Annotated in this window: 20 protein-coding genes and 2 pseudogenes; 5 read left to right on the top strand and 17 right to left on the bottom strand. The window is 36.7% G+C overall.

Annotation, left to right across the window (positions count from 1 at the left end; translation table 11 throughout):
• Positions 1 to 25 precede the first annotated feature (25 nt).
• The 3 genes from Q3V31_RS20700 (at position 26) to abc-f (ending at position 2,844) form a co-directional block, all read left to right on the top strand.
• A complete protein-coding gene (locus Q3V31_RS20700) occupies positions 26 to 394 on the top strand; it encodes a MerR family transcriptional regulator (RefSeq protein WP_001219183.1) in 369 nt (122 codons plus the stop codon).
• A gap of 4 nt (positions 395 to 398) precedes the next feature.
• Complete coding sequence (locus Q3V31_RS20695) at positions 399 to 944, top strand: flavodoxin family protein (RefSeq protein ID WP_329766638.1); 546 nt, start codon at positions 399 to 401, stop codon at positions 942 to 944.
• 265 nt (positions 945 to 1,209) lie between these two features.
• A complete protein-coding gene (gene abc-f / locus Q3V31_RS20690; RefSeq protein WP_329766636.1) occupies positions 1,210 to 2,844 on the top strand; it encodes a ribosomal protection-like ABC-F family protein in 1,635 nt (544 codons plus the stop codon).
• A 283-nt stretch (positions 2,845 to 3,127) separates the two neighbouring features.
• Here the strand turns inward: abc-f and Q3V31_RS20685 are convergent, their stop codons facing one another.
• The 10 genes from Q3V31_RS20685 to Q3V31_RS20640 all read right to left on the bottom strand — a co-directional run bounded on the left by Q3V31_RS20685 (position 3,128) and on the right by Q3V31_RS20640 (position 15,916).
• Positions 3,128 to 3,439: a YbjQ family protein gene (locus Q3V31_RS20685; RefSeq protein WP_329766634.1), complete on the bottom strand. Its 312-nt coding sequence runs from the start codon at positions 3,437 to 3,439 to the stop codon at positions 3,128 to 3,130.
• Between the two features lie 65 nt (positions 3,440 to 3,504).
• The gene (locus Q3V31_RS20680; protein WP_000944598.1) at positions 3,505 to 5,220 is read right to left on the bottom strand and encodes an ABC transporter ATP-binding protein; all 1,716 of its coding nucleotides are present in this window, start codon (positions 5,218 to 5,220) and stop codon (positions 3,505 to 3,507) included.
• Positions 5,221 to 5,466: 246 nt separating this feature from the next.
• Positions 5,467 to 6,651: a PDZ domain-containing protein gene (locus tag Q3V31_RS20675; RefSeq protein WP_170959308.1), complete on the bottom strand. Its 1,185-nt coding sequence runs from the start codon at positions 6,649 to 6,651 to the stop codon at positions 5,467 to 5,469.
• A gap of 95 nt (positions 6,652 to 6,746) precedes the next feature.
• Complete coding sequence (locus Q3V31_RS20670; RefSeq protein ID WP_000830321.1) at positions 6,747 to 8,183, bottom strand: S41 family peptidase; 1,437 nt, start codon at positions 8,181 to 8,183, stop codon at positions 6,747 to 6,749.
• A gap of 118 nt (positions 8,184 to 8,301) precedes the next feature.
• Complete coding sequence (ftsX, locus tag Q3V31_RS20665) at positions 8,302 to 9,195, bottom strand: permease-like cell division protein FtsX (RefSeq protein ID WP_000645024.1); 894 nt, start codon at positions 9,193 to 9,195, stop codon at positions 8,302 to 8,304.
• Positions 9,185 to 9,871: a cell division ATP-binding protein FtsE gene (gene ftsE, locus Q3V31_RS20660; RefSeq protein ID WP_000594330.1), complete on the bottom strand. Its 687-nt coding sequence runs from the start codon at positions 9,869 to 9,871 to the stop codon at positions 9,185 to 9,187. Before ftsE ends, ftsX begins: the two co-directional genes overlap by 11 nt.
• Positions 9,872 to 10,192: 321 nt before the next feature.
• A complete protein-coding gene (gene cccB / locus Q3V31_RS20655) occupies positions 10,193 to 10,516 on the bottom strand; it encodes a cytochrome c551 (protein WP_000727963.1) in 324 nt (107 codons plus the stop codon).
• Between the two features lie 458 nt (positions 10,517 to 10,974).
• Positions 10,975 to 12,073 (bottom strand): peptide chain release factor 2 gene (gene prfB / locus Q3V31_RS20650; protein WP_097809445.1). Its coding sequence is split into 2 segments (ribosomal slippage): positions 10,975 to 12,000 and positions 12,002 to 12,073, totalling 1,098 coding nucleotides; the frame shifts between segments, so codons are not numbered across the junction.
• A 143-nt stretch (positions 12,074 to 12,216) separates the two neighbouring features.
• A complete protein-coding gene (gene secA / locus Q3V31_RS20645; RefSeq protein WP_000579391.1) occupies positions 12,217 to 14,724 on the bottom strand; it encodes a preprotein translocase subunit SecA in 2,508 nt (835 codons plus the stop codon).
• A 253-nt stretch (positions 14,725 to 14,977) separates the two neighbouring features.
• Positions 14,978 to 15,916: a helix-turn-helix transcriptional regulator gene (locus Q3V31_RS20640; RefSeq protein ID WP_000755076.1), complete on the bottom strand. Its 939-nt coding sequence runs from the start codon at positions 15,914 to 15,916 to the stop codon at positions 14,978 to 14,980.
• An 83-nt stretch (positions 15,917 to 15,999) separates the two neighbouring features.
• Here Q3V31_RS20640 and Q3V31_RS20635 point away from each other — a divergent pair.
• A pseudogene (locus Q3V31_RS20635) lies at positions 16,000 to 16,442 on the top strand (VOC family protein).
• A 104-nt stretch (positions 16,443 to 16,546) separates the two neighbouring features.
• On the opposite strand, the gene hpf reads toward Q3V31_RS20635, so the two are convergent.
• From hpf to Q3V31_RS20600, 7 genes and pseudogenes are all read right to left on the bottom strand, one after another.
• The gene (gene hpf, locus Q3V31_RS20630; RefSeq protein ID WP_000671193.1) at positions 16,547 to 17,089 is read right to left on the bottom strand and encodes a ribosome hibernation-promoting factor, HPF/YfiA family; all 543 of its coding nucleotides are present in this window, start codon (positions 17,087 to 17,089) and stop codon (positions 16,547 to 16,549) included.
• 326 nt (positions 17,090 to 17,415) lie between these two features.
• Positions 17,416 to 17,613 (bottom strand): cold shock protein CspC, encoded by a 198-nt coding sequence (gene cspC, locus Q3V31_RS20625; RefSeq protein ID WP_001990088.1) that lies wholly within the window; start codon positions 17,611 to 17,613, stop codon positions 17,416 to 17,418.
• Positions 17,614 to 17,738: 125 nt separating this feature from the next.
• Positions 17,739 to 18,428 carry a ComFC family protein gene (locus Q3V31_RS20620; protein ID WP_097872538.1) on the bottom strand — a complete coding sequence of 230 codons (690 nt, stop codon included), beginning with the start codon at positions 18,426 to 18,428 and terminating at the stop codon, positions 17,739 to 17,741.
• Positions 18,428 to 19,636: pseudogene (locus Q3V31_RS20615) on the bottom strand (ATP-dependent helicase ComFA). Before Q3V31_RS20615 ends, Q3V31_RS20620 begins: the two are co-directional and overlap by 1 nt.
• A 130-nt stretch (positions 19,637 to 19,766) precedes the next feature.
• Positions 19,767 to 21,149 (bottom strand): C40 family peptidase, encoded by a 1,383-nt coding sequence (locus Q3V31_RS20610; protein ID WP_329766621.1) that lies wholly within the window; start codon positions 21,147 to 21,149, stop codon positions 19,767 to 19,769.
• Between the two features lie 233 nt (positions 21,150 to 21,382).
• The gene (locus Q3V31_RS20605; RefSeq protein ID WP_000400851.1) at positions 21,383 to 21,697 is read right to left on the bottom strand and encodes a winged helix-turn-helix transcriptional regulator; all 315 of its coding nucleotides are present in this window, start codon (positions 21,695 to 21,697) and stop codon (positions 21,383 to 21,385) included.
• A 172-nt stretch (positions 21,698 to 21,869) separates the two neighbouring features.
• Complete coding sequence (locus Q3V31_RS20600; RefSeq protein ID WP_000844771.1) at positions 21,870 to 22,712, bottom strand: DegV family protein; 843 nt, start codon at positions 22,710 to 22,712, stop codon at positions 21,870 to 21,872.
• 238 nt (positions 22,713 to 22,950) lie between these two features.
• On the opposite strand from Q3V31_RS20600, the gene Q3V31_RS20595 reads away from it, so the two are divergent.
• On the top strand, positions 22,951 to 23,586 hold the full coding sequence (locus Q3V31_RS20595) for a YigZ family protein (protein WP_090813805.1): 636 nt from the start codon (positions 22,951 to 22,953) through the stop codon (positions 23,584 to 23,586).
• Positions 23,587 to 23,621: the final 35 nt, after the last annotated feature.

The following is a 23,621-nucleotide window of genomic DNA, read 5'->3' as shown; positions in this document are numbered from 1 at the left end:
ATACATGTAAAAGGAGTGAAACGCATTGCGAATTGGAGAGTTATCAAAAGAAACTGGGGTTAGCGAAAGGGCACTAAGACATTATGAGGAAAAGGGATTACTCCCTTCGAAACGCCTAGCAAATGGCTACCGTGATTTTGATGAAAGTGCAATCGAAAAAGTAGAGCTGATTCAAATGTATTTACAGCTCGGCTTAAATTTAGAAGAAACAGAACGAATGCTACGTTGCCTTGAAATTGAGCCGCATCTTTACGAAAATCCGTGTAGTAGTATCCTTGCACTTTACGAAGACAAACTTGGTGAGGTAACGAAGCAAATTACATTACTTTCCAACATTCAAACAAATTTACAAAAACACGTTTCACTCCTAAAACAAGCAAAAGAAAAGAGATGATTACATGTTTGTTATACATGGCAGTTCAAGACCAAACGGAAATACAGAAGCTTTAACACATATGGTGATTGATGGAATTGAAACAGAACAAATTTACTTGCGTGATCATATCGTCCACCCAATCATAGATCAGCGCCATGATGCAGAAGGGTTTCAACCTGTAAATGATGACTACGAGCAGTTAACCAAACGCATGCTAGAGCACGACACGATTATCTTCGCTACACCGCTATACTGGTACGGAATGAGCGGCCACATGAAGAACTTCGTTGATCGCTGGTCACAAAGCTTGCGTGATACATCTCTTCACTTCAAAGAAAAAATGAAAGGCAAAAAAATGTACGTTGTCATCGTTGGCGGAGACAATCCAAAACTGAAAGCATTGCCGCTTATCGCCCAGTTTCAATATATCTTTGATTTTGTTGGCTCATCATTTGAAGGGTATATTATTGGGGATGCGAATGGACTAGATGAAATCAAGAACGATGCTGAGGCGCTGGCAAAAGCGCAATTGTATAATAACAAATTCAAAAATAACAAACAGAAATAAGTTTGACAAATTCATTTGTATGCGCATACAATAAAAATAATATTATGAAAGGAAGGTACTTTGACCAATGAAGTTCTAATTCTCTTATTTATTTCATCCATCACAAATAGTGAACAAAAATGATGAAAACTAGCAGAGGATTAGTCTGTCCATTTGTCGATACTTTCTTTCGATACAATCATGTAAAAAATCGTTTATTTATGTACGATTTTTTACATTGAAGGGCGACGTTTATCCTCTCTAGTGAAACTAGGGAGGGTTTTTTATGACTATTTTAATCGCACGTAATATCGAAAAGAGCTTTGGTGATCGCACCATATTTACGTTACCATCACTAGAAATCCAAGCAAACGATCGTATAGGAATTGTCGGAGTCAACGGAGCCGGAAAATCTACGTTATTACAAATACTAAGTAAAGAAATAGAAGCTGACAAAGGTACAGTAACTCATCATAGCTCTATCGCCATCATTCCTCAGCTTAGCGAAGAAATACCGGAAACCGCTTCTTCCCTCGCTAAAGGAAAATGGAATATTTCAAACGTCGCAAATTCAATGAGCGGCGGTGAACGAATGCGCCTAAAGATCGCCCATGCCCTCGAACAAGATGCAGGCATTCTATTTGCTGATGAGCCAACAAGTCACTTAGATATGTTTGGTACAGAGCAATTAGAAAAGGCACTTTTATCTTATAACGGTGCACTTGTTTTAATATCACATGATCGTGACTTCCTAAATACCATATGTACCAAAATCATCGAAATTGAAGACGGCATAATTCAAGAGTACAAAGGGAATTATTCAAACTATCGAAAGCAAAAAGAACGTGAGCGAACACAAAAACAAGCAGAATATGATCAATATATACAAGAAAAAAATCGGTTAGAACAGTCAATTTCACAAAGAAAGCAACGTGCTTCTAGCATGACCAAAATCCCAACACGGTTCAGTTCATCTGAATCTAAACTTTATAAGTGCAGCGGGGCTCATGGGCAAGAAAATGTTAGCAAAGTAGCGAAAGCACTAGAAACACGCCTCGAAAAGTTGGAAAAGAAAGAAAAGCCGAAAGACTTTTCTCAAGCTCAGTTTGATGTACAGTACCACACACCAATTCATAGTAAAGCGGTTGTACAGTTTAATAAAACAACGAAGAAAATAGGGGGTCGCACACTATTTAAAAATATGAATGGAACAATTGTCCCTGGGGCAAAGATTGCTATTTTAGGGACAAACGGAAGCGGAAAAACAACTTTGTTCAAAATGCTTCTCGCGAACGAGCGTGGCATTCAGCTTTCGAAAAGTTGTAAAATTGGATACTTTGAACAAACATTATCTATTTTAAAAACAGATAAAACAATTTTAGAAAACGTTCTAGAAGAAACAAACTATACAGAATCGTTCGTTCGAACAATACTTGCAAGGCTCCTATTCCGCCGTGAAGATGTTCATAAACCTGTGCACGTCTTAAGTGGTGGAGAACGCATGAAAGTTGCACTCGCAAAAGTATTTTTAGGAAACTATAATATGCTTCTGCTCGACGAACCGACAAACTATTTAGACTTGGCAACACAAGAAGAATTAGAAAACATGTTACAGGAGTATCCTGGCACAATACTTTTCATTAGCCATGACCGTGCCTTTATTCGTTCTGTTGCCAACCATATTCTACAAGTAGATGAGAGCGAACCAAGAATATTCCACGGCAATTACGAGCAATACACAAAAAGAACCACCGGGGATTCTGTAAACGTTACTGAACAAGAATTATTACGATTACAAACAAAATTAACAGAAATCATCAACCGGATTTCTATCCCAAATCAGCATGATGACATCACATTTCTCGAACAAGAATACGAAAAATTATTAGTTCGAATTCGGCAGTGTAAAGAAGCGCTCTAATGTCTTCCCCATATATCGACGGGACCTTCCACATTTCCCAAGAAATATCGAGGCTTCGACATAGAATATCACCCTCCCCATCATGTTAGACACAATAACAACAAAAAGCCGTGCACCAGCACGGCTTTTCACTTTATCCCGCTATTTGTGGGCAGTAAGACTCCCACCTCAAAATTCGGCTTGAGCAAAGAAATTAGGTGGGAGATCAACTGCCCGTAAACGCCCGATTGGTTCAACTAATAATCAGTGGGAGATGAACCCCCCCACTGATTAAAGTTTCACTTTATATACGGACAGCAGTCCCGCTCACCGCAACCATTAGCATCCCTTCACGAACTACTTCGTAATCCACGTCGATACCAACAATAGCATTTGCATTTTTTTGTCTTGCAAGAGTTTTCATCTCTTCCATTGCAATGTCTCGCGCTTCTTTTAATTTGCTTTCATAAGCGCCTGAGCGACCACCAACAACGTCGCGAACAGAAGCAAACAGGTCACGAACGATATTCGCCCCCATAATTGCTTCTCCATTGACGATATCGATATAATCAATAGTTTCTTTCCCTTGAATTGTAGAAGTTGTTGTTACAATCATGCTTTATAGCCCCCCATATAAGATTTTCACTTACTTATGGTGCACTAATTCAGCAGAAATTATATTTACGAACTGAATTGAGCTTCATATAACCGGCTGTATCCTCCGCCTTGCCCAATTAGTTCCTCATGCGAACCTTGCTCTGCAATACCATCTTTATTTACAACAACGATACGATCTGCATTTTTAATCGTTGCAAGCCTGTGAGCAATAACTAATGTTGTACGGCCAACAGATAGTTCTGCAAGTGATTTTTGGATAGCAAGTTCCGTCTCTGTATCTAGCGCAGAAGTTGCTTCATCTAAAATTAAAATCGGTGGGTTTTTCAAGAACATGCGAGCAATCGCTAAGCGCTGCTTTTGTCCTCCTGAAAGTTTCACACCACGCTCACCGATAACTGTATCTAAGCCATCTGGTTGCGAGTAAATTAAGTCCTCCAACTGGGCACGTTTTACCGCCTGCCAAATGTCAGCTTCTGAGGCTTTTAAGTTTCCGTAAGCGATATTTTCACGAATTGTTCCTGAGAATAAGAAAACATCTTGCTGTACAATTCCAATTTGCTTACGAAGTGACGACAACGTCATCTCTTTTGTATCAATGCCATCAATTTGAATCGATCCAGATGATTGTTCATAAAAACGTGGTAATAAACTACATAATGTTGTTTTCCCTGCCCCTGATGGCCCTACGAAAGCAACTGTTTCACCTGCATGTATTTTCAAACTAATATCGTTTAAAATCGGCTCTTTATTTTCATATCCGAACGTGATGTTATTGTATTGAATATCACCGTGTACATGTTTTACTTCAATTGCATCTTTAGAATCCACAATATCCGGCTCTGTTTCAAGAAGCTCTACATATCTTTTAAAACCAGCGATTCCTTTCGGATAACTTTCAATAACCGCATTAATTTTTTCAATTGGGCGGAAGAAAATATTCGTTAATAAAACGAATCCAATAAATCCACCGTACGTTAATTCACCTTGCAGAACAAACCATGTACCACATATTAATACAAAGAGTGTTACAAGACGCATCAACATATAACTAATCGATGAATTTAACGCCATAATTTTATACGCCATTAATTTCGTTGTACGGAAACGAGCGTTGTTCACAGCGAACTGGTCTTTCTCAAACTTTTCATTTCCGAATGCTTGTACAACGCGGATACCACCAACGTTGTTCTCAATACATGCATTAAAATCAGCAACATCTGAGAATAAACGTCTAAACGTACCTGTCATTTTTTTATTGAAATAAAGTGCCAACCATAATAAGAATGGAATCACAAAGAATGTTAGAAGTGCTAATTTCCAGTTGATCATCATCATAAATGAAAATGCTCCAACTAAAGTCATAACAGCAATGAATAAATCTTCTGGCCCATGGTGAGCAATTTCTCCAATTTCCATTAAATCGTTTGTAAGACGTGAAATTAAATGACCTGTTTTATTATTATCAAAAAATCTGAATGATAGCTTTTGAATGTGATCAAATAATTTCTGCCTCATATCTGTTTCAATGTTAACCCCAAGCATATGTCCCCAATATGTAACGACATATTGCAAACCTGCATTTAAAATATAAACTGCAAGTAAACCAAAGCAAGCCCATAAAATAAGTGTCCAGTTTTGCCCTGGTAATAACTTATCAATAAATTGATTTACGATAAGCGGGAAACCAAGTTCGAGTAACCCTGCAATAACTGCGCAAGAAAAATCGAGTATAAATAAACCTTTGTACGGTTTATAGTAAGAAAAAAATTTACGTAGCATATGTTTCCTCCCTTTTCCAAATTAAAAGACTCTCTAAATGATAACTATTATCAAATAATTGTTCAAGTGATTCGACTATGAAACTAAAATAAGGTTTGCGATAGTTGTCGTTTTTTGCCGGAAAGTCGATATATTTGAATAATCGCTGATATATTTGAATAACCGCCGATATAAATTTCATTTACTACTAATCCCGCCCCACCCAAACCAAAAGGGTATCACCTATCGGTGACACCCTCACTTCTATTATATAGCTTCTGAATCCCACTCATGCTCCTGCTGAATAAACACAACACCTAATTCGTGATGACCCCCGGCGTATAATGCCGTTTGAGCAAGACGAAGCTCCCCATTTGTGTCTAATACTTCTAATTTACAAAATGCTCCTGTTGTCTTCGTTTGAAGGGCATCATAAAACTCTTCTGTACTTCTTGGAATGACTCCATTTACTTTCGTAATAACTTCTCCAGGCTTTAAATGCATCTCTGCCCCAATTGTATTCGGAATTGTATCTAGTACAACGAGCCCATCATTACGTGCGGCAAAGTACGCTGGCCTTGTCTCATCCGCAATTTTCTCTTGCATTGAAATTGTGAAACGCCCAAGCATTGCAACTCCCATCGCAATTATCGCGAATACGTGCCACCAATAACTTACGATTCCTAAAACGAGTACGAGTCCTGCTAGTCCATATACACGTCTTCCTGTAAATAATAAAGCTTCCTTCGGCTCATAACTTCTAATCTTTCTCATAAATCCAATTAAAAATGGAACGAGGAATAAAGAGTATGTAGTTGAACCTATTGAAACGACAGGCCACCAAGGAATAAATCCTGTCACTGCGTCTCCTGGTATAAGAATAAATACTGGTACAAGCCATAGACGATTTGATTCATGTAGTCCAATTCGTAACCCACGCTTACCTTTTTTAATTTTCGGCGTAGAATATCGTACTGCATTTTTAGAGATCAATAAACCCTCTACAACGAGCATAACGCCTAGTAAAATAGCAAGGGATACAATCGTACCCTCTTCACCTTCTCCAAGCTGTAAGAAGGAAACTGGCATCTTAGACGATAACAACACGAATGCAATAGCAATACCGAACGTATACGCTACAGATAGATATCGATACATAGCAGTTAATCCGAATAATAATGTCCAAAGTAAAATTGCCCATAAACTCGCTTTTGAAACGACAAGCCCGAGCCCAATCGTAATAATAGATACGATTAATCCGTACCCAATACCTGCAAATAGAGTTGTTCGCAGTTCAAACCAAATATCATATACTTTAAAAGAAAAATCTTTTCGTTCTCTTAATATACGTAAGTATCCAACGAAGATACTACTAATTAAAAATACATAGACAGCAGGGTGTAAGAAAAAACGTCCAACTGCTCGTAGTATTTCAAAAAGCCATGCCTCCACGAATTCATTCACCACCATTTATATCATTCTTTCTTTTTATCTTATCATATTTAACACATAAAAAAATACAGGCATCAAAGTGCCTGCATTCTTTCTTATTTCGCTATTAACTTCAATGCCGTTTGTAATTGTAAATCGTTTTCTCCAGAACGGATTTTTTCAATGATTTTATTTTGAATTGCTTCAGCTGTCTTTTTATCAAGTTGTCCTGTCGCTTCCATCTCATTTGCATTTTGGAACGCTTTCAGTGCTGATTCTGTCTCTTTACCAAAGTATCCATCTTCACGGCCTGGTACATATCCTAAGCTCTTGAGCATTTCTTGCGCGTGTTTTACTTGCACATCATTCGAATTGTATGAAAGTGTCTTTTCAATTTGAATTGGTGTCGCGTGATAATAATCTGGTTGCTTCACTTCTACAGTTGGCGCGATTCCTTTTTTATGAATCCAATTACCGTCCGGTGTTAACCATTTAAACATCGTTAATTTAATGTTGCTGCCATCTTTAAATGGAACAGCCTGCTGAACAGTACCTTTACCAAACGTTTTTTCACCAATTAAATCGTATCCTTCTCCTTCTTTTAGCGCACCAGCTAAAATCTCTGAAGCAGAAGCACTTCCGTTATCAATTAATACTGAAATTGGATATGATTTTCTCTCTTTCAATTCCGTAGAGAATTTCTTCTTCTCACCATTTCGCTGTTCTACTTGCAACATTGGCTTTTTATCTGTCATGATTTCTCCTAGTATGTCTTCTACACTATTTAAATAGCCACCAGGATTGCCACGTACATCAATAACTAAGCCTGCAATATTTTTCTTCTCTAATTCTTTCAACTGATCCTTAAACTCTTTCGCAGTATTTTCAGCGAAAGAAGTAATTTGCATATAACCGATATCTTTTCCATTCTCTTTCTTTACTGAACTAAATACAGTGAAGATTGGAATCTTTTCACGCTTAATTTTAAATACGATCGGATCAGCTACTCCTGCGCGCTTAATTTCAATTGCAACAGTCGTTCCTTTTTTACCACGAATTTTCAATACTGCTTCTTCACGTGATAAATCTTTCACACTATTTCCATCTACAGATAAAATTTGGTCGTTCGGTTTAATTCCTATCTTTTCTGCTGGTGAACCTTTAATCGGCGATACGATAATAAGCTTACCGTCCGTCTTGTTCACTTCAGCTCCAATCCCTTCAAGCTCAGGATCTAGTGACTGACTAAACTGTTTTGCCGTTTCTTTATCCATATACGTGGAATAAGGGTCCTTCAGCGTAGACAACATGCCTTGTATTGCACCTTCGACTAACTTGTCGTCTTTCACGTCTTCCACATAACGTGAATCGATTAGTGCATACGCCTCATTAATTTTTGCCAAATTCCCTTGCGCTGTGCTAGCATTGCCATTCGACATCGTTTGCGTTACATACGCTGGATTTATCCCAAGCCAGTACATACCGCCAAACATCCCGCCAGCACCAATTAAAAATGCAACAACCATTCCAATAATTGCAACTCTACGTTTCAATGCGGAATTCCCCTTTCCAGAACACACAGGTGGTGTAGCAAAAGGCATCACACGATGTGTGATGCCTTTACCTATTTCTACTATATGATAAGCTTGTACGAATTATGTTTGCAACTTTTTATACTTTTAAGAAGCGACGAATTGACATTACACTTCCCCACATACCAATTAATGCACCAATTAACACTAATAAACCAGCTAATTGGAATACGAACGGGTTGTATGGTAGAAGCTCGAAAATTGTTCCGCCAAGTTTTTCATTAAACACACCTTGCAATGAATTATATATAACTAAAATTACTCCGATTGGAATAATTGATCCTAATACTCCTAGGAATAATCCCTCTAACAAGAACGGCCAACGAATAAACCAGTTTGTTGCACCAACAAGTTTCATAATTTCAATCTCAGTACTACGAGCATAAATTGTAATTTTAATTGTGTTAGAGATTAAGAACATCGCTGTGAATAGAAGACCAGCAATTAACGCAATCCCGATATTACGACCAGTTTTTACAGTATCAAATAATTTTTCAACTTGACCTTTACCATATTGAACATTACTTACAAACTGCATTTTCTCAACTTTTTTCGCAATCGCTGCTGTATCAGTCGGCTCTTTCGCCTTTACAACAAATACGTCTTTCAGTGGGTTATCTTGCTCAAATAATTCGAACGTTTTTCCACTATCGCCTAAGCTTTTAATTAAACGTTTCAACTCTTCTTCTTTAGAAGAATATTTAATAGAATCTACTTTCGCAATTTTACTCATATCTTCTTCTAATTTCTTTTGATCAGCTTCTTTTGCTGCTGGATCAATATGCACACGAATTTCTACATCTTGCTCTACTTTCGTCGCAAAATGGTTCATATTCATAATCGCTGTTAAAAAGACACCTACAAGTAATAATGTAACTGTTACTGCACTTACAGAAGCAAACGTCATCCATCCGTTACGGGATAGATTTTTCACACCTTCTCGCAAATGTCGACTAAGGGTTTTAGCCTTCATATCCGTATCCTCCCTCAATCTCGTCTCGAACAATTTTTCCGCCTTCAATTGCAATTACACGATGACGAATTGTATTTACGATATCTGCGTTATGTGTCGCCATAACAATCGTTGTACCACGCTCATTAATACGTTTAAAAATCTTCATAATATCAAGAGCTGTTTCAATATCTAAGTTACCTGTTGGCTCATCGGCAATTACAACCTTTGGCTTATTTACAATCGCTCTTGCAATCGCCACACGTTGTTGCTCTCCGCCCGAAAGCTCATTTGGAAGTGCATCGGCACGCTCTTCAAGACCAACAAGACCTAATACTTCTGTAACGCGCTCACGAATCGCATCTGGTTCTTCTTCAATTACCTCTAAAGCAAACGCAACATTCTCATATACCGTTAATTTAGGTAGCAATTTAAAATCTTGGAAAATTACGCCTAATTGACGACGGAAATATGGAACATCTCTTTCTGCTAATGTTTCAATTACAAGTCCATTTACATTAATTGATCCTGTAGATGGTTTCTCTTCACGATACATCATTTTAATAAATGTAGATTTTCCGGCTCCACTCGGTCCAACTACGTATACGAATTCACCTTGTTTAATGTTAACTGTGAGACCAGCAATGGCTTTCATACCATTTGGGTACTCCTTATAAACATTCGTCATTTTTATCATTATTTATCACCCAATACTTAATGATTTTTTTCGAAATACTTTTCTGCACATTTGAAAATAAAAGAAAACCTTACTCTCGCTTGACCATTCTTGTTGAAGGTAGCTTTCATACATGCTTTTTATTAGCACCGCTACTTTATGTAATATATTTCATCAAAATTCTACAAACCTCATTGTAACATCAATCGGTTTCCAGTTCGGATACAATTTTGTTACAGTTATGTTACATCCCCAAAAAAGGTAAACGAGCTAATGTAATTGCTTAACCTAAAGCGCTTTTCGGTCAAGTTATACAATCAGCTCGTTTATTAATTACGTTTCTTATTTATGTTCAGCTAACCACTCAGCTACTTTTTTCGCATCTTCACCTTGAATAATTCCTGGTGACATTGAACCGCGACCTTTTTCAATAATCTTTTCAATCTCTGCTGCGTCGTATTTCTGCCCTACTTTTCGTAAATCGGGTCCAGTTGCTCCTGATAAATCTTTAGCATGACAGCCTATACAACTTTTTTGAAAAATTTGTTCTGCACTATCTGTACTTGCAGATTGTTTAGAAGGTTTACTTTCTTCTTTATTTCCACATGCTCCTAAAGCAAAAACGACTGATGTTCCTAACGCAATAGCCAACAATTTCTTTTTCACTTCTATCGCTCCCCATTGTTGATATTCTTTTCATTCCTAACTAGGCAATAGTCCTCATAACACACTCAATATTCATTATAAGCATTATCTTTATATAGAAAAACTAAGGTGTATTTCATATTTTTTACAAATATATCGAGAAGCCTAATAAAATAAAGCTTTCACAAATTGTTTCAATTCTGTGAACACCTTAGAAAATTCTATAAAGAACCTCTTTCTTCAAAGTAAATCAAAAAAATTCTATATAAGATCCTACTCTATTACCGCTTTGTTTTACTATTCTCTACTTTTTACAAAACAATATGCAGCGTTGTATTCTACATATAATCTCATCAAAAAGAGAAGTTGTCATTTTCAACTTCTCTTCCTCATTATTTCATCAATATAAATAAGATAAACCTCTTTATATCCTCTTTTACCTCAGCATGTGCCAACAATCCTGTTGGCTTTTTCTCTTATTAAATACGAGAACGTAAATACGCATCAATAAATGGATCAATTTCTCCATCCATAACTGCTTGTACGTTACCGACCTCTGTATTTGTACGGTGGTCTTTCACAAGAGAATACGGGTGGAATACGTAAGAACGGATTTGGCTACCCCATCCGATTTCTTTTTGTTCACCGCGGATTTCATCTAATTGTGCTTGTTGTTCTTCTAATTTCTTTTGATATAATTTTGCTTTTAACATTTTCATTGCATGCTCACGGTTTTTAATTTGAGAGCGCTCTGACTGACATGTTACAACCGTATTTGTCGGTGTATGCGTAATACGAACTGCTGAATCTGTCGTATTAATGTGCTGCCCACCAGCTCCACTTGCACGGTACGTATCAATTTTCAAGTCTTCTGTACGCACTTCAATTTCAACTTCATCATTGAACTCAGGTACAACTTCACAAGATACGAATGATGTATGACGACGACCTGAAGAATCGAACGGTGAAATACGTACAAGACGATGTACACCTTTCTCTGCTTTTAAGTAACCGTAAGCGTTATGCCCTTTAATTAATAAAGTAACACTCTTAATACCAGCTTCATCACCTGGTAAGTAGTCAACCGTTTCTACTTTAAATCCACGTTTTTCAGCCCAGCGTGTATACATACGTAATAACATAGAACCCCAGTCTTGTGACTCTGTTCCACCTGCACCTGGGTGTAATTCTAAAATCGCGTTATTTTTATCATAAGGATCGCTTAGCAGTAACTGAAGCTCATACTCATTCATCTCTTGAATTAAAGTTTTCACTTCTGACTCTAATTCCTCATGTAAATCCTCATCATACTCTTCCTTTAACAGTTCATGCGTCATTTCTAAGTTTTCGAACGTCTCATCTAACTGACGGAAACTTCCAACCATATCTTTCAGCGCATTCGCTTCATTAATTACAGTTTGTGCACCTTGTTGGTCATCCCAAAATCCTGCGCTCATCATTTTTTCTTCTAATTCTGCAATTTGTTTTTCCTTAGTAGGGAGGTCAAAGAGACCCCCTAAAAGCCGCTAATCTCTTAGCCATTTTTTCTAATTCTTGCCTAATTTCTACTAATTCCATTTCCTTCACCTCTATGTAATTGCTGTTACTTTCATATGAAAACAAGGGAAACTCTCTCCGCTTATTACGGAGAGAGTTTAATCCTTTTTATTACACATTTTTGATGTAAAAGTTTGCACAGCAGTCTGAACTACCGCTCTGTATTACTGCCCAATGCCACAACAGTTTTTATATTTTTTGCCACTACCGCATTTACATAAATCATTGCGTCCCATTTGGTCACCTTTTACAACCGGTTTTTTCTTCGCTTCTTCGCCATCGCTAGATGGATGAACAGCTTCACCTTGAACAACTTCTTGACGCTCTAAGTTTTGTTCAATTTCAGCTTTCATAATGTAACGAGAAATTTCCTCTTCGATAGAAGCAATCATTGACTCGAACATTGCGAATCCTTCCATTTGATACTCACGAAGTGGATCAATTTGACCGTACGCACGTAAATGAATACCTTCACGAAGATGATCCATCGCATCAATATGCTCTGTCCATTTCGTATCTACAACACGGAATACAACAACTTTTTCGAACTCACGCATTTGCTCTTCTGGCAGAAGCTTTTCTTTGTCGTTGTAACGCTCTAATAACTTCGCGATAATTGGCTCGCTCATTTCCTCTGGAGCAAGACGACGTAATTCTTCTTCTTTTACATCTCCTTCTTGCAGAAGGTTTGTATTTAAGTAGTCAACAAGACCTTTAATGTTCCAATCTTCTTCAATTTCCTCTTGTGTATGAAGCGCAACAGCACGTTCTACCGTAGATTTCATCATACCTTCAATAATGCTGCGTAAGTTCTCAGAATCCATTACTTCTTGACGCTGTTTGTAAATAACTTCACGTTGCTGACGAAGTACATCATCGTACTGCAGTAACTGCTTACGTGCATCATAGTTATTTCCTTCTACACGTTTTTGTGCAGATTCTACCGCACGAGAAACCATTTTACTTTCGATCGGCTGTGAATCATCCATACCAAGGCGATCCATCATCGCTTTCATATTATCAGAACCGAAGCGGCGCATTAGTTCATCTTCCATAGACAAGTAGAACTGCGTTACACCAGGGTCCCCTTGACGACCAGCACGACCACGTAACTGATTATCAATACGACGGCTTTCATGACGCTCTGTACCGATAACTGCTAGACCAACGTTTTTAATATCGTCTCCAAGCTTAATATCCGTACCACGACCAGCCATATTCGTCGCAATCGTTACAGCACCTTTCATACCAGCTTCTGCAATGATATCTGCTTCACGCGCATGGTTTTTCGCGTTTAAAATGTTATGGCGTACACCTTTACGTGTTAACATTTTTGAAATAAGCTCTGACGTTTCAATTGCAACTGTACCAACAAGAATAGGTTGTCCTTGTTTATGACGATTTACAATATCCTCAACAACTGCATTGAATTTGCCTTCCATTGACTTGAAGATTAAATCAGCACGGTCATCACGAATAATATCTTTGTTCGTTGGAATTACGATAACATTCATATTATAAATACTACGGAATTCTTCTTCTTCCGTTTTCGCTGTACCAGTCATACCAGATAATTTTTCATACATACGGAAATAGTTCTGGAACGTAATTGTTGCCAGTGTCATACTTTCATTTTGAATTTCTACGCCTTCTTTTGCTTCAATAGCTTGGTGTAAACCTTCGCTATAACGACGACCTTTCATAAGACGACCAGTGAATTGGTCTACAATTACGATTTCGCCTTCTTGCACAACATAATCTGTATCAAGGTGCATAACAACGTGTGCACGAAGCGCCTGATTAATATGGTGAAGAAGTGCTACATGTTTTAAATCGAATAAGTTATCGATATGGAAAGCTTTCTCAGCTTTCGTAATACCATCTTCTGTTAACATTACATTTTTCGTTTTCACATCAAATGAATATTCTTTTTCATTTTCTAATGTACGAACGAATGCATTTGCAAACATATATAGCTCTGCTGATTTTTGAGCTTGTCCAGAAATAATAAGCGGCGTACGTGCCTCATCGACTAAAATGGAATCGACTTCATCGATGATAGCAAAATGAAGTGGACGCTGAACGCACTGCTCTCTATATAGCACCATGTTGTCACGTAAGTAATCGAATCCAAGCTCGTTATTTGTGCTATACGTAATATCAGCAGCATAAGCCTCTTGTTTCTCTTCGCGTGACATACTGTTTAAGTTAATTCCTACTGTTAAGCCAAGAAACTCATGAAGTTGTCCCATTTCGCTCGCATCACGTTGCGCTAAGTATTCATTGACTGTAACAACGTGAACGCCTTTTCCTGTTAAAGCATTTAAATATACAGGTAAAGTAGACGTTAACGTTTTACCTTCACCCGTTTTCATCTCAGAGATATTCCCTTCATGTAAGGCAATACCACCCATTAACTGCACACCATATGGACGCATTCCAAGAACACGAGTTGCTGCTTCACGAACAACCGCAAAAGCTTCAGGAAGTAGATCGTCTACTGTCTCACCTTTTGTTAAACGCTCTTTAAATTCAAGCGTCTTTCCTTTTAATTGCTCATCAGTTAGTGGCTTAATAGATGATTCTAATGCATCAATTTGCTCAACTGTCTTCTGCATACGTTTAATTTGGCGTTGGTTAACATCGAACACCTTTTTTAAAATACCGATCATAGGGAATACGCTCCTCTTTTTATTAAAATAAAACTTCCGATTGCTTTTTTCTTTCTCTCTTTACAATCAGTCGTTATAAAAATCAAATATATGTTATGCCAATTTTTCTCCTAATTAAAAAAACTAAAATGTATAAACCTAATGATAATTGTAACACTTGTCTTATAACTATGACAACAATCGTCCAAATGTCTAGCCCTATATTCAGAAAAAGTTTGTATTTCATTTGTTCCAACAAACTAATCTCTCTTCGTTACAAATTTTGTATTAAATCTATGTAGTATTCTTTTAAGTTCTCTTTTAAAGAAGATGGCTCAATTATTTTTATAGTTTTACCAAAACTAGCTAGATACGAGATGATAAAGTCAATTTCAGCAGGCTCATAAGTTCCTATTAAATATGTCCCTTCATGTTCCTCCCATAATTTCATCGAAGGATATTGTTGTTGCTTAAATATCTCTATCCCCCTCGCAGTAATTGAGCATTTAAATTGAATAGCTTGTTCAGTTGCTTTCCAAAGAATATGTGCGTTATGTATATTTATATTTTCCAAATCCAGACTATCCTGAGCATCTACTATTTCTGACGACCTAATACGATCACAGCGAAACACTCGATAAGCAGATTTATCTAAATCGTAAGCCTGACAATACCAATAACCTTTCATTGCATAAATCGAAATCGGCTGAATACGGCGCATTGTCGTTTGTTTCGGTGTTACATAGTTTATAGTTAAAGCCCTATTTTGAACAGCGGCTAACAAAATCTCTTCTAGATAACCACATTCATGTGCTTGTTCCGAATGAAAAAAGGAAACTCTTTTTTGCAAGTTTTCAATTTGCTCACGCTGTTTTGATGAAACACTATCCAAGAACTTCTTATTGATGGAACGAAGCGAGATTTGAAAGGGAATACTTACAAAACTACTTAGTGCTTGCATTGCAAAATAAAGTGCAAAAACTTCATGATTTGTAAATGAAATCGGTGGTAATGTCATCGCTTTTATTAAACGATATCCTCCATATCGACCATACTCTGCAAAAAGAGGTACACCCATTTCCTCTAAAGATGCAATATCACGTAAAGCTGTCCTTTTTGAAATTTGAAATTCATCCATTAAATCTTTCAATGTGAATGTTTGTTTTTGATTAATAAAGCGTAGCATCTGATTTAAACGTTCAACTTTTTTCATAAACTCTCCCTATAGGTGCCAATGTGTGGCACCTTATACTTGTATAGTAATAAGTGTACACATATTATGAAGGAGGCAATACAATGAACTTTGAAGTAATCACTTTTTATCATTAAATGGGCAAGGTGCTAAAGCAATTGCATTTTACGAACAGTATTTAGGTGCAAAAGTTTTATTTAAAAAGAATTATAAAGAAATGAAAGAAATAGATCCGAATTTCACGTATAAAGAAAGCCAAGAACATTATATTACCCATTCCGTTTTACAAATTGGTACTAATAAAATTATGATTGCAGAACAGGCAGTGGATTCCACACGCCCTTGGCAATTAAGTAATAGCTCATCATTATGCATTCAATCTAAAGATTTCCAAACCATTGAAACACTCTATCACAATCTAATTCAACATGATGAGGTTTATATTTTAACACCTTTTGAAAAAAATTCCTTCAGCCCGGATTATGCCATTGTGCGAGATCCTTTTGGAATAGTAATACAATTAACCGTGACAAAGCATGACTTCTAAATTTCATTACGAATTAGCCATTAAAATTCATATCAATATTACAAGATAAGGAAGCAAAAAACATATAAAAAAAGCGTAGCCATTTTGGCTACGCTTTTGAATGATTATTTTGTTTCGATTAAACCATATTTCCCGTCTTTACGGCCATATACAACATTTGTTTCATTTGTATCAGCATTTGTGAAGACGAAGAAATTATGTCCTAGCATATCCATTTGTAGGATCGCTTCTTCAACGTCCATCGGTTTTAAATCAAATCGTTTTGTACGTACAAGTTCTAATTCATCCTCTTCTACCGCATCCAGAACAGCTACTGCTTCTGGAAGGATAAAGTTTGTTTTCACAGAACCTTTCTCACGTAACTTACGATTTACCTTTGTTTTATGTTTACGAATTTGTCGCTCAAGTTTATCAACTACTAAATCGATAGCAGCGTACATATCGCTATTAGTTTCTTCTGCACGAAGTAATAAATCAGTAAATGGAATTGTTACCTCGACACGTTGCTTGTCAGAGTATACTTTTAAATTAACTTTAATCTCTGGGAATGTATCAAAATAACGCTCTAACTTACTTAGTTTTTTCTCTACATATTCCTTTAATGCTGGAGTTACTTCAATATTTTCACCACGAATGTTGAATTTCATAGATGAATTCCTCCTTTCAAGCCTATGTACTATAATTTCGACATTGGCTTAAAAACTCCTTCTAACTTTTTTAAAAAAATTAGTGGAATTGCGATTTTTTTATCGTTTTTTGTTGAAATGAAAAGATGCATCGTTTCTATCTTTATTTTATCCTATTAACATCGTGAATAACGAATGTAACTGTGGACAATTAGTTACAGAAAAGAAACAACTTTTTGACAACTTTACCACAACAAAAAAGCCCTTATTACGAACAAGAGCTTTTACCATCCCATCTATATAATACTGCTAAAAATACAGCTCTATCTTTTCCAAAAACTTAACCTTTACAGTTTCACAACATTAGCCGCTTGCGGTCCACGCGCTCCATCTACAATATCAAACTCCACTTGTTGACCTTCTTCTAACGACTTATACCCATCTTGTTGAATAGCAGAAAAATGGACAAAAACATCGTCACCATCTTCACGCTCAATAAATCCAAATCCCTTTTCTGCATTGAACCATTTTACTCGTCCTTGCATGTTCATTCCATTCCCTTCACTCTTAAAATCAGGGCATTCGCCCCATATTTTGACTATAACGAATGACAACATATTAAGTCAAAGAAGACTTGTCGTCTTTTTATTCCCCATTTCGACAGCGCATATTAGCTTCTACAAAGCGTCAAACTGGAAACTTCTCTCGCTCCTCTACCATACAAAAGGCTTCCAATTTGCCTAACAGTAATTCCTGTCGTATACACATCATCCACGATTAAAACATGTTGCTCATGAAATATCTCTTCCCCTTGAAAATAAAAAGGATTAATCCCCGACACCCTTTCTTTACGCTTCTTCTTACTTTGTTTTTCTGTTTCTATTCTTTTTAATGATGTACAAAGCATTTTGACAGGCAAACAAGAAGCGAGTAACTCAGCTTGATTAAAACCACGTTCGTATTCTCGCTCTTCACTAAGTGGAACTGGAATGACAGCTGAAATATCCGCAAAATATTTTTGAAAAAGACTTCGAAAAGGCGGATGGAAAATATGCACTAATTCAGTATCTCCTCGAAATTTAAACTGTGCTAATATTTCTTTCATCCCTTCACCATACATTATGAGAGACGGAAATCTCCCCTCGCTCATCCACCTTATACAATCCGTGCAAATATCACCGTTCTTATATTCCACTGGTACAAGTTCTAAAGGCCGGCCACACTCCTTGCAAATATCTCCTATAATATAGGATAGTTTCTGCTCACATCTATCACATATATACTTTTTATGGGGCTTAACAAAAAAAGTGTACCAACTAATCGCGCACGAAATATATTCATCACAAAGTAGACAATGCATCAATCTATCAGTCCTTGTTCTTTAGCCTTCTTATTCATACTTTGAATATGTTTTTTCGCACGCACCATCGCCTCTGTCTTTCCATAATGAAAATAGATGACATCTCCATGAGGTTCATCAGAGCTTCTGCCAGCGCGCCCTGCGATTTGAACGAGAGCACTTTCTAAAAATATTTCTTCCTCTGCTCCTAAAACTGCTACTTATAAATTCTTCACAGTTACCCCCCGTTCCAAAATCGTCGTTGTAACCAATAAAGGGATTTCTCCCTTCCTAAAAGCTGCTACCTTCTCTTTTCTCGCCGGATCTTCTGCATGCACACCGTCAATTTGATTGTTTAATGATTTTAATAACTGGCTAATTTCTTCTACATATCGCACATGAGGCACAAATAGAAAAATAGAATGTCGTTTAGATAAGTACCTATTTAACCATTGTAATAAAGCACGAGGAATTTTTTTACACATAAGACCCTTTTTCCAATTTCCGCACCACCGAAATATCGGGACTGGCAATGGATGACGATGATAACGACCTGGAATAACAATCCCTTTTTGCTTACCATTCCGCAATTTGCGCTTCCACGTTTCATCTGGAGTTGCAGTTAAATAAATACGTGCTGCCTCCTCTTTCATCGCTTCGTTTACTGCATAATGCAACATCTTATCCGCATGATATGGAAAAGCATCTATCTCATCTACAATCATGACATGGAACGCTCTATAGTAACGTAACAATTGATGTGTAGTCGCAACGATTAACGCCGCATCTTTTTCTCCGTATAAACTCCCTCCGTATAAAGCAGCTACATTTATATTCGGAAACACTTCTTATAATCTTGGTGCTAACTCAAGTACAACGTCCGTTCTCGGCGTTGCAATGCAAACTCTCTCTCCCCTTTGTAGTGCCTCTGCAATTCCACGAAACAACATTTCTGTTTTTCCAGCCCCGCGCACCAGTACAGCACATTCACTGACCCTTCCCATCGTTATACACTTACAACAATACGTACATACTTTACTGCACCGTTTACATACAAATGATGCAAATAGTCGTTGCTCTATATTGCCGCAACGCTGACACGTATATTTTGAAAATTTCTTAATTACACCTTGCACACAAACGACTTCTCGGTTCCTTTTCAAATGATCCAATTTATCCTGCAAATCTGAAGAAAGTTCTTTTAACAATAACTGTCTACCAGCTAACATCATCAATAACCACCTCCAGCACTACTATAAATCCTTCTCTTTATCTCGTAAAAACTCAAAAAAGCCGATAACCTACTTATAAAATAGTAAGCTATCGACTTTATACACGTATTTTATTCAATTATAAATCCTAGAATCTACCGTATCCTAAGAAATGTTTTTGGTTGTACGAACTGTTAATATCACCGTACGCAATCCCTTTATCACTCGCATGAATCATTTGTCCATTTCCAACATAAATACCGATGTGAGACGGACCATTTTTATAAGTGTTTTGGAAGAACACTAAATCTCCAGGCTGTGGGCTACTTACTTTAGAAACTGAATTCCAATATCCATTAACATCTTGACGACCTACACCATAAATGTAAGAAATGAATCCACTACAGTCAAAACCACCGTTTGATGGAGATGCACTTGCCCAAACATAAGGCATACCTAAGTATTGTTGTGCTTTACCAATTACGCCAGGAACCGGAGTTGGACCTGGTGCTGGCTCTGGTTTTTTGTTTTCTTGTTTAGGTGTCTCTTTTTTAGGCTCTTCTTTTTTAGGCTCTTCTTTTTTAGGTTCTTCTTTTTTAGGTTCTTCTTTTTTAGGTTCTTCTTTTTGAGCTTGTCCACCATTATTCGCTGGTGCAGCTTGCTGTGCTGGGGCTGCAGCTGGTTGAGCTTGTGCTTCTTTAGCCGCTTGTTCTGCTTGTTTTTGAGCAGCAGCTTCTTGTGCCGCTTTTGCTTGCGCTTCTTCTTCCGCAATACGTTGTAATTGCAGTGCTTGTTTCTCAAGATCTTTCAATTGACTTTCCGTGCTTGTCATCGTAGTTACAACTGTATCCATTTTACCGCTTAAATCGTTTACCACTGTTGCTTTTTTCTCTTTTTCAGCGTCAAGTTCTTTCTTAGCAGTTTCAATTTGAGCTTGTGCTTCTTTTAATTCTTTTTGTTTTTCTTTTACTGTCTCAACATCTTTTTTCACGTTCGTTTGATCTTCTTGTTGAGTTTTCATGATATCTTCGTCAGACTCAAGAATTTTAGACATAGAATTGAAACGATCCACTAAATCTGCAATGTTTTTAGAGTTTACAAGAACTTCTGTTACAACGTTCGTGTTCGGTTGTTCTTGTAGTGCAACTAAACGTTTTCTTAATAACTCTTCACGTTTTGCAATCTTTGTTTGTAATTCTGCAATATCTTTATTTTTCTTTTCAATTAATTGCTCAGTATCAGAAACTTTTTTCGTTGTTTCATCAAGTTTTGCAGCGTTCTCTTGAACAGACTTATCTAAACCTTGAATTGTTTTGTTTAAGTCGTTCATTTGTTTTTGTAATGCATCACGTTCTTGTTGTTGTTTATGTAAAGTGTCATTTTGTGTGTTAATTTGTGAGTTCACGTCAGAAATTTTATCCTCTGCAAATACATTTGGTGTTAGCCCTGAAAACATTAACCCTGCAACTAATGCGCAAGATGCCATTTTTAGCTTTTTCATTTTATTTTTTACACCGCTTTCTTTTTTCATTTTCCGTATATAACCTATTAAAATTTATACCATAATTCGGGAGTTTTTTTGCTAATGTTACGGTTTTGTAAAATAAATGTAATATTACATTTATCTCTATAGCAAAATATATCTAAATTTGTATATATATGTAGAAATTTAGGTGACTTCCGATATTTTTTATAGAATTGAAAAAAACGTAAGGGAATCCCTTACGTTTTGAAAATACTCCAAGTATGAATGAGATAGAAACATTACTTCATCCATTTCTCAGCCCAATTTTGGACTTCATCCATAACACGTTCCAACGCTTTCCCTTTATCAGTTAAACCATACTCGATTCTAACTGGTACTTCTGGGTAAACATTACGAACTACAATACCTTCACCTTCTAATTCCTTTAAACGTTCTGACAACATACGATCGCTCATATTCGGTATAATATCTGCGATTTCTCTAAAACGTTTCGGCTCTTCCAACAAAGATTTAATAATTAAGCCAGTCCATTTCTTACTAAGCAATGTAAAAGCTGACTCAAACTTTGGACATAAACAAGAATTATGCTCCATATGTTTCACCTCTCTTCCATTATAAAATAGTTTCTTGTAAAAAGTAAGTAATAAAACTTTCCTCATTATTTAATTTTACGTACATTTTACCATTTCCAAATATTAACTTGTCAATTCTTCGTAAAATACCCGTAAAAAACCCTCTTCAAGTAAGAGAGCTTTTACATCTTTATCACTTCGTATACCAGCCTAAACCAAGCGCACCTTCACCTAAATGCGTCCCAATTACAGCTCCGAAATAACTCGTACGAATTGTAACGTGAGGGTATATCTCTTCTAATTCTTGTTTCCATTCATTAGCTTCCTCTTCACGATTCGCATGAATAATAACAGCCTCCATAGGCACACCTTTACTTGCCTGCTCATCAAAGATTTCAACGATACGTTTTAATGCTTTTTTACGCGTACGAATTTTTTCGAATGGAATAATTATTTTATCTCTAAAGTATAATACTGGTTTTACTTGTAACAAACTGCCGATGAAAGCTTGCGCGCTATTTAATCTTCCACCGCGCTGTAAATGATGTAAATCATCTACTACAAAATAAGCATCCATCGTTTTTTTCATTTCATCAAAGCGAGCGATAACCTCTTCTGGAGCTTTCCCTTCACCTGCTAATTTCGCACCTTCACGCACGTAAAATCCTTGTACTTCACAACTAATTTCAGAGTCGTACGTATATACATCGATACCATCTACCATCTGTCCAGCTGTCGTTGCCGTTTGGTATGTACCACTAATTCCACTGGAAAGGTGAATGCTAATAACTGCATCATATTCTTTAGATAACTCTTCATATAACTCTAAAAACTTTCCAATTGCTGGTTGCGAAGTTTTCGGAAGTTCTTCTTGTTCACGTACTTTTACATAAAAATCATTTGCTGAAATTTCAGCCTCTTCTTGATAAGATTCCGTTCCAAACACAACGTTTAATGGAATCATATATATATTGAGTTCATCACGAATATGCTTCGGTATATATGCTGTACTATCAGTAACAATAGCTGTTTTCATTTTCGTACCTGCCTTATAAAAAAATTTTATTCCCTAATTTTACACGAAAACGAGAAAAGGTGCATCCATACATAAAAATGCCAATTAGAAATTATAATCACCCTCTCGACAAATTACAACAACAAGATCAAATCCTCATCAAAAATTTCAACATATTTGCAAAAAATGTTTGAATATAAAAACAACCGCTTTTAAAATGTAAAGTACTAGTCATTTTGAAGAATAGGGGCGTATACCATTGTTATTACAATATTTAACAACCAAAGGCTACGGCGAGCACGAAATTGTCATTCAAAAATCAAGATTCATTTGCTATGTAAATCGCGCCACAACAGAAGAGGAAGCTCAAGCATTTATACAAAAAATAAAAAAACAAAATTGGAATGCAACACATAATTGTTCTGCATATTTAATCGGTGAACAAGATCAAATTCAAAAAGCGAATGATGACGGTGAACCGAGCGGCACAGCTGGTGTACCTATGTTAGAAGTATTAAAAAAACGAGGTCTAAAAGATACTGTCGTCGTCGTTACACGCTATTTTGGCGGCATTAAACTTGGTGCTGGTGGATTAATTCGTGCATATGGAAAATGTACAAGTGAAGGTCTTAACCATGTCGGTGTTGTTGAACGAAAACTAATGCGCGTTATGCAAACAGAAATTGATTATACGTTGCTTGGCAAGCTAGAAAATGAATTACGTAATTCAGAATATGCCATTAAAGATATACACTATCTAGAAAATGTCACATTCGATACTTATGTAGAAGAGGACAAAAAACAACCATTCATAGATTGGATGATTGAATTAACAAATGGGAAGTGTACAATTAAAGAAGGAGATATGTTGTACTTAGAACAAGACGTTATCTAAGAATAGCTAACTTATCGCCTCTAAAGATTAATGTA

Source organism: Bacillus nitratireducens (assembly GCF_036320425.1).
GTDB classification, from domain to species: Bacteria; Bacillota; Bacilli; order Bacillales; family Bacillaceae_G; genus Bacillus_A; species Bacillus_A nitratireducens.
The sequence above is the reverse complement of the archived record's forward strand: the minus strand, read 5'-3'. Positions and strand labels throughout refer to the sequence as shown.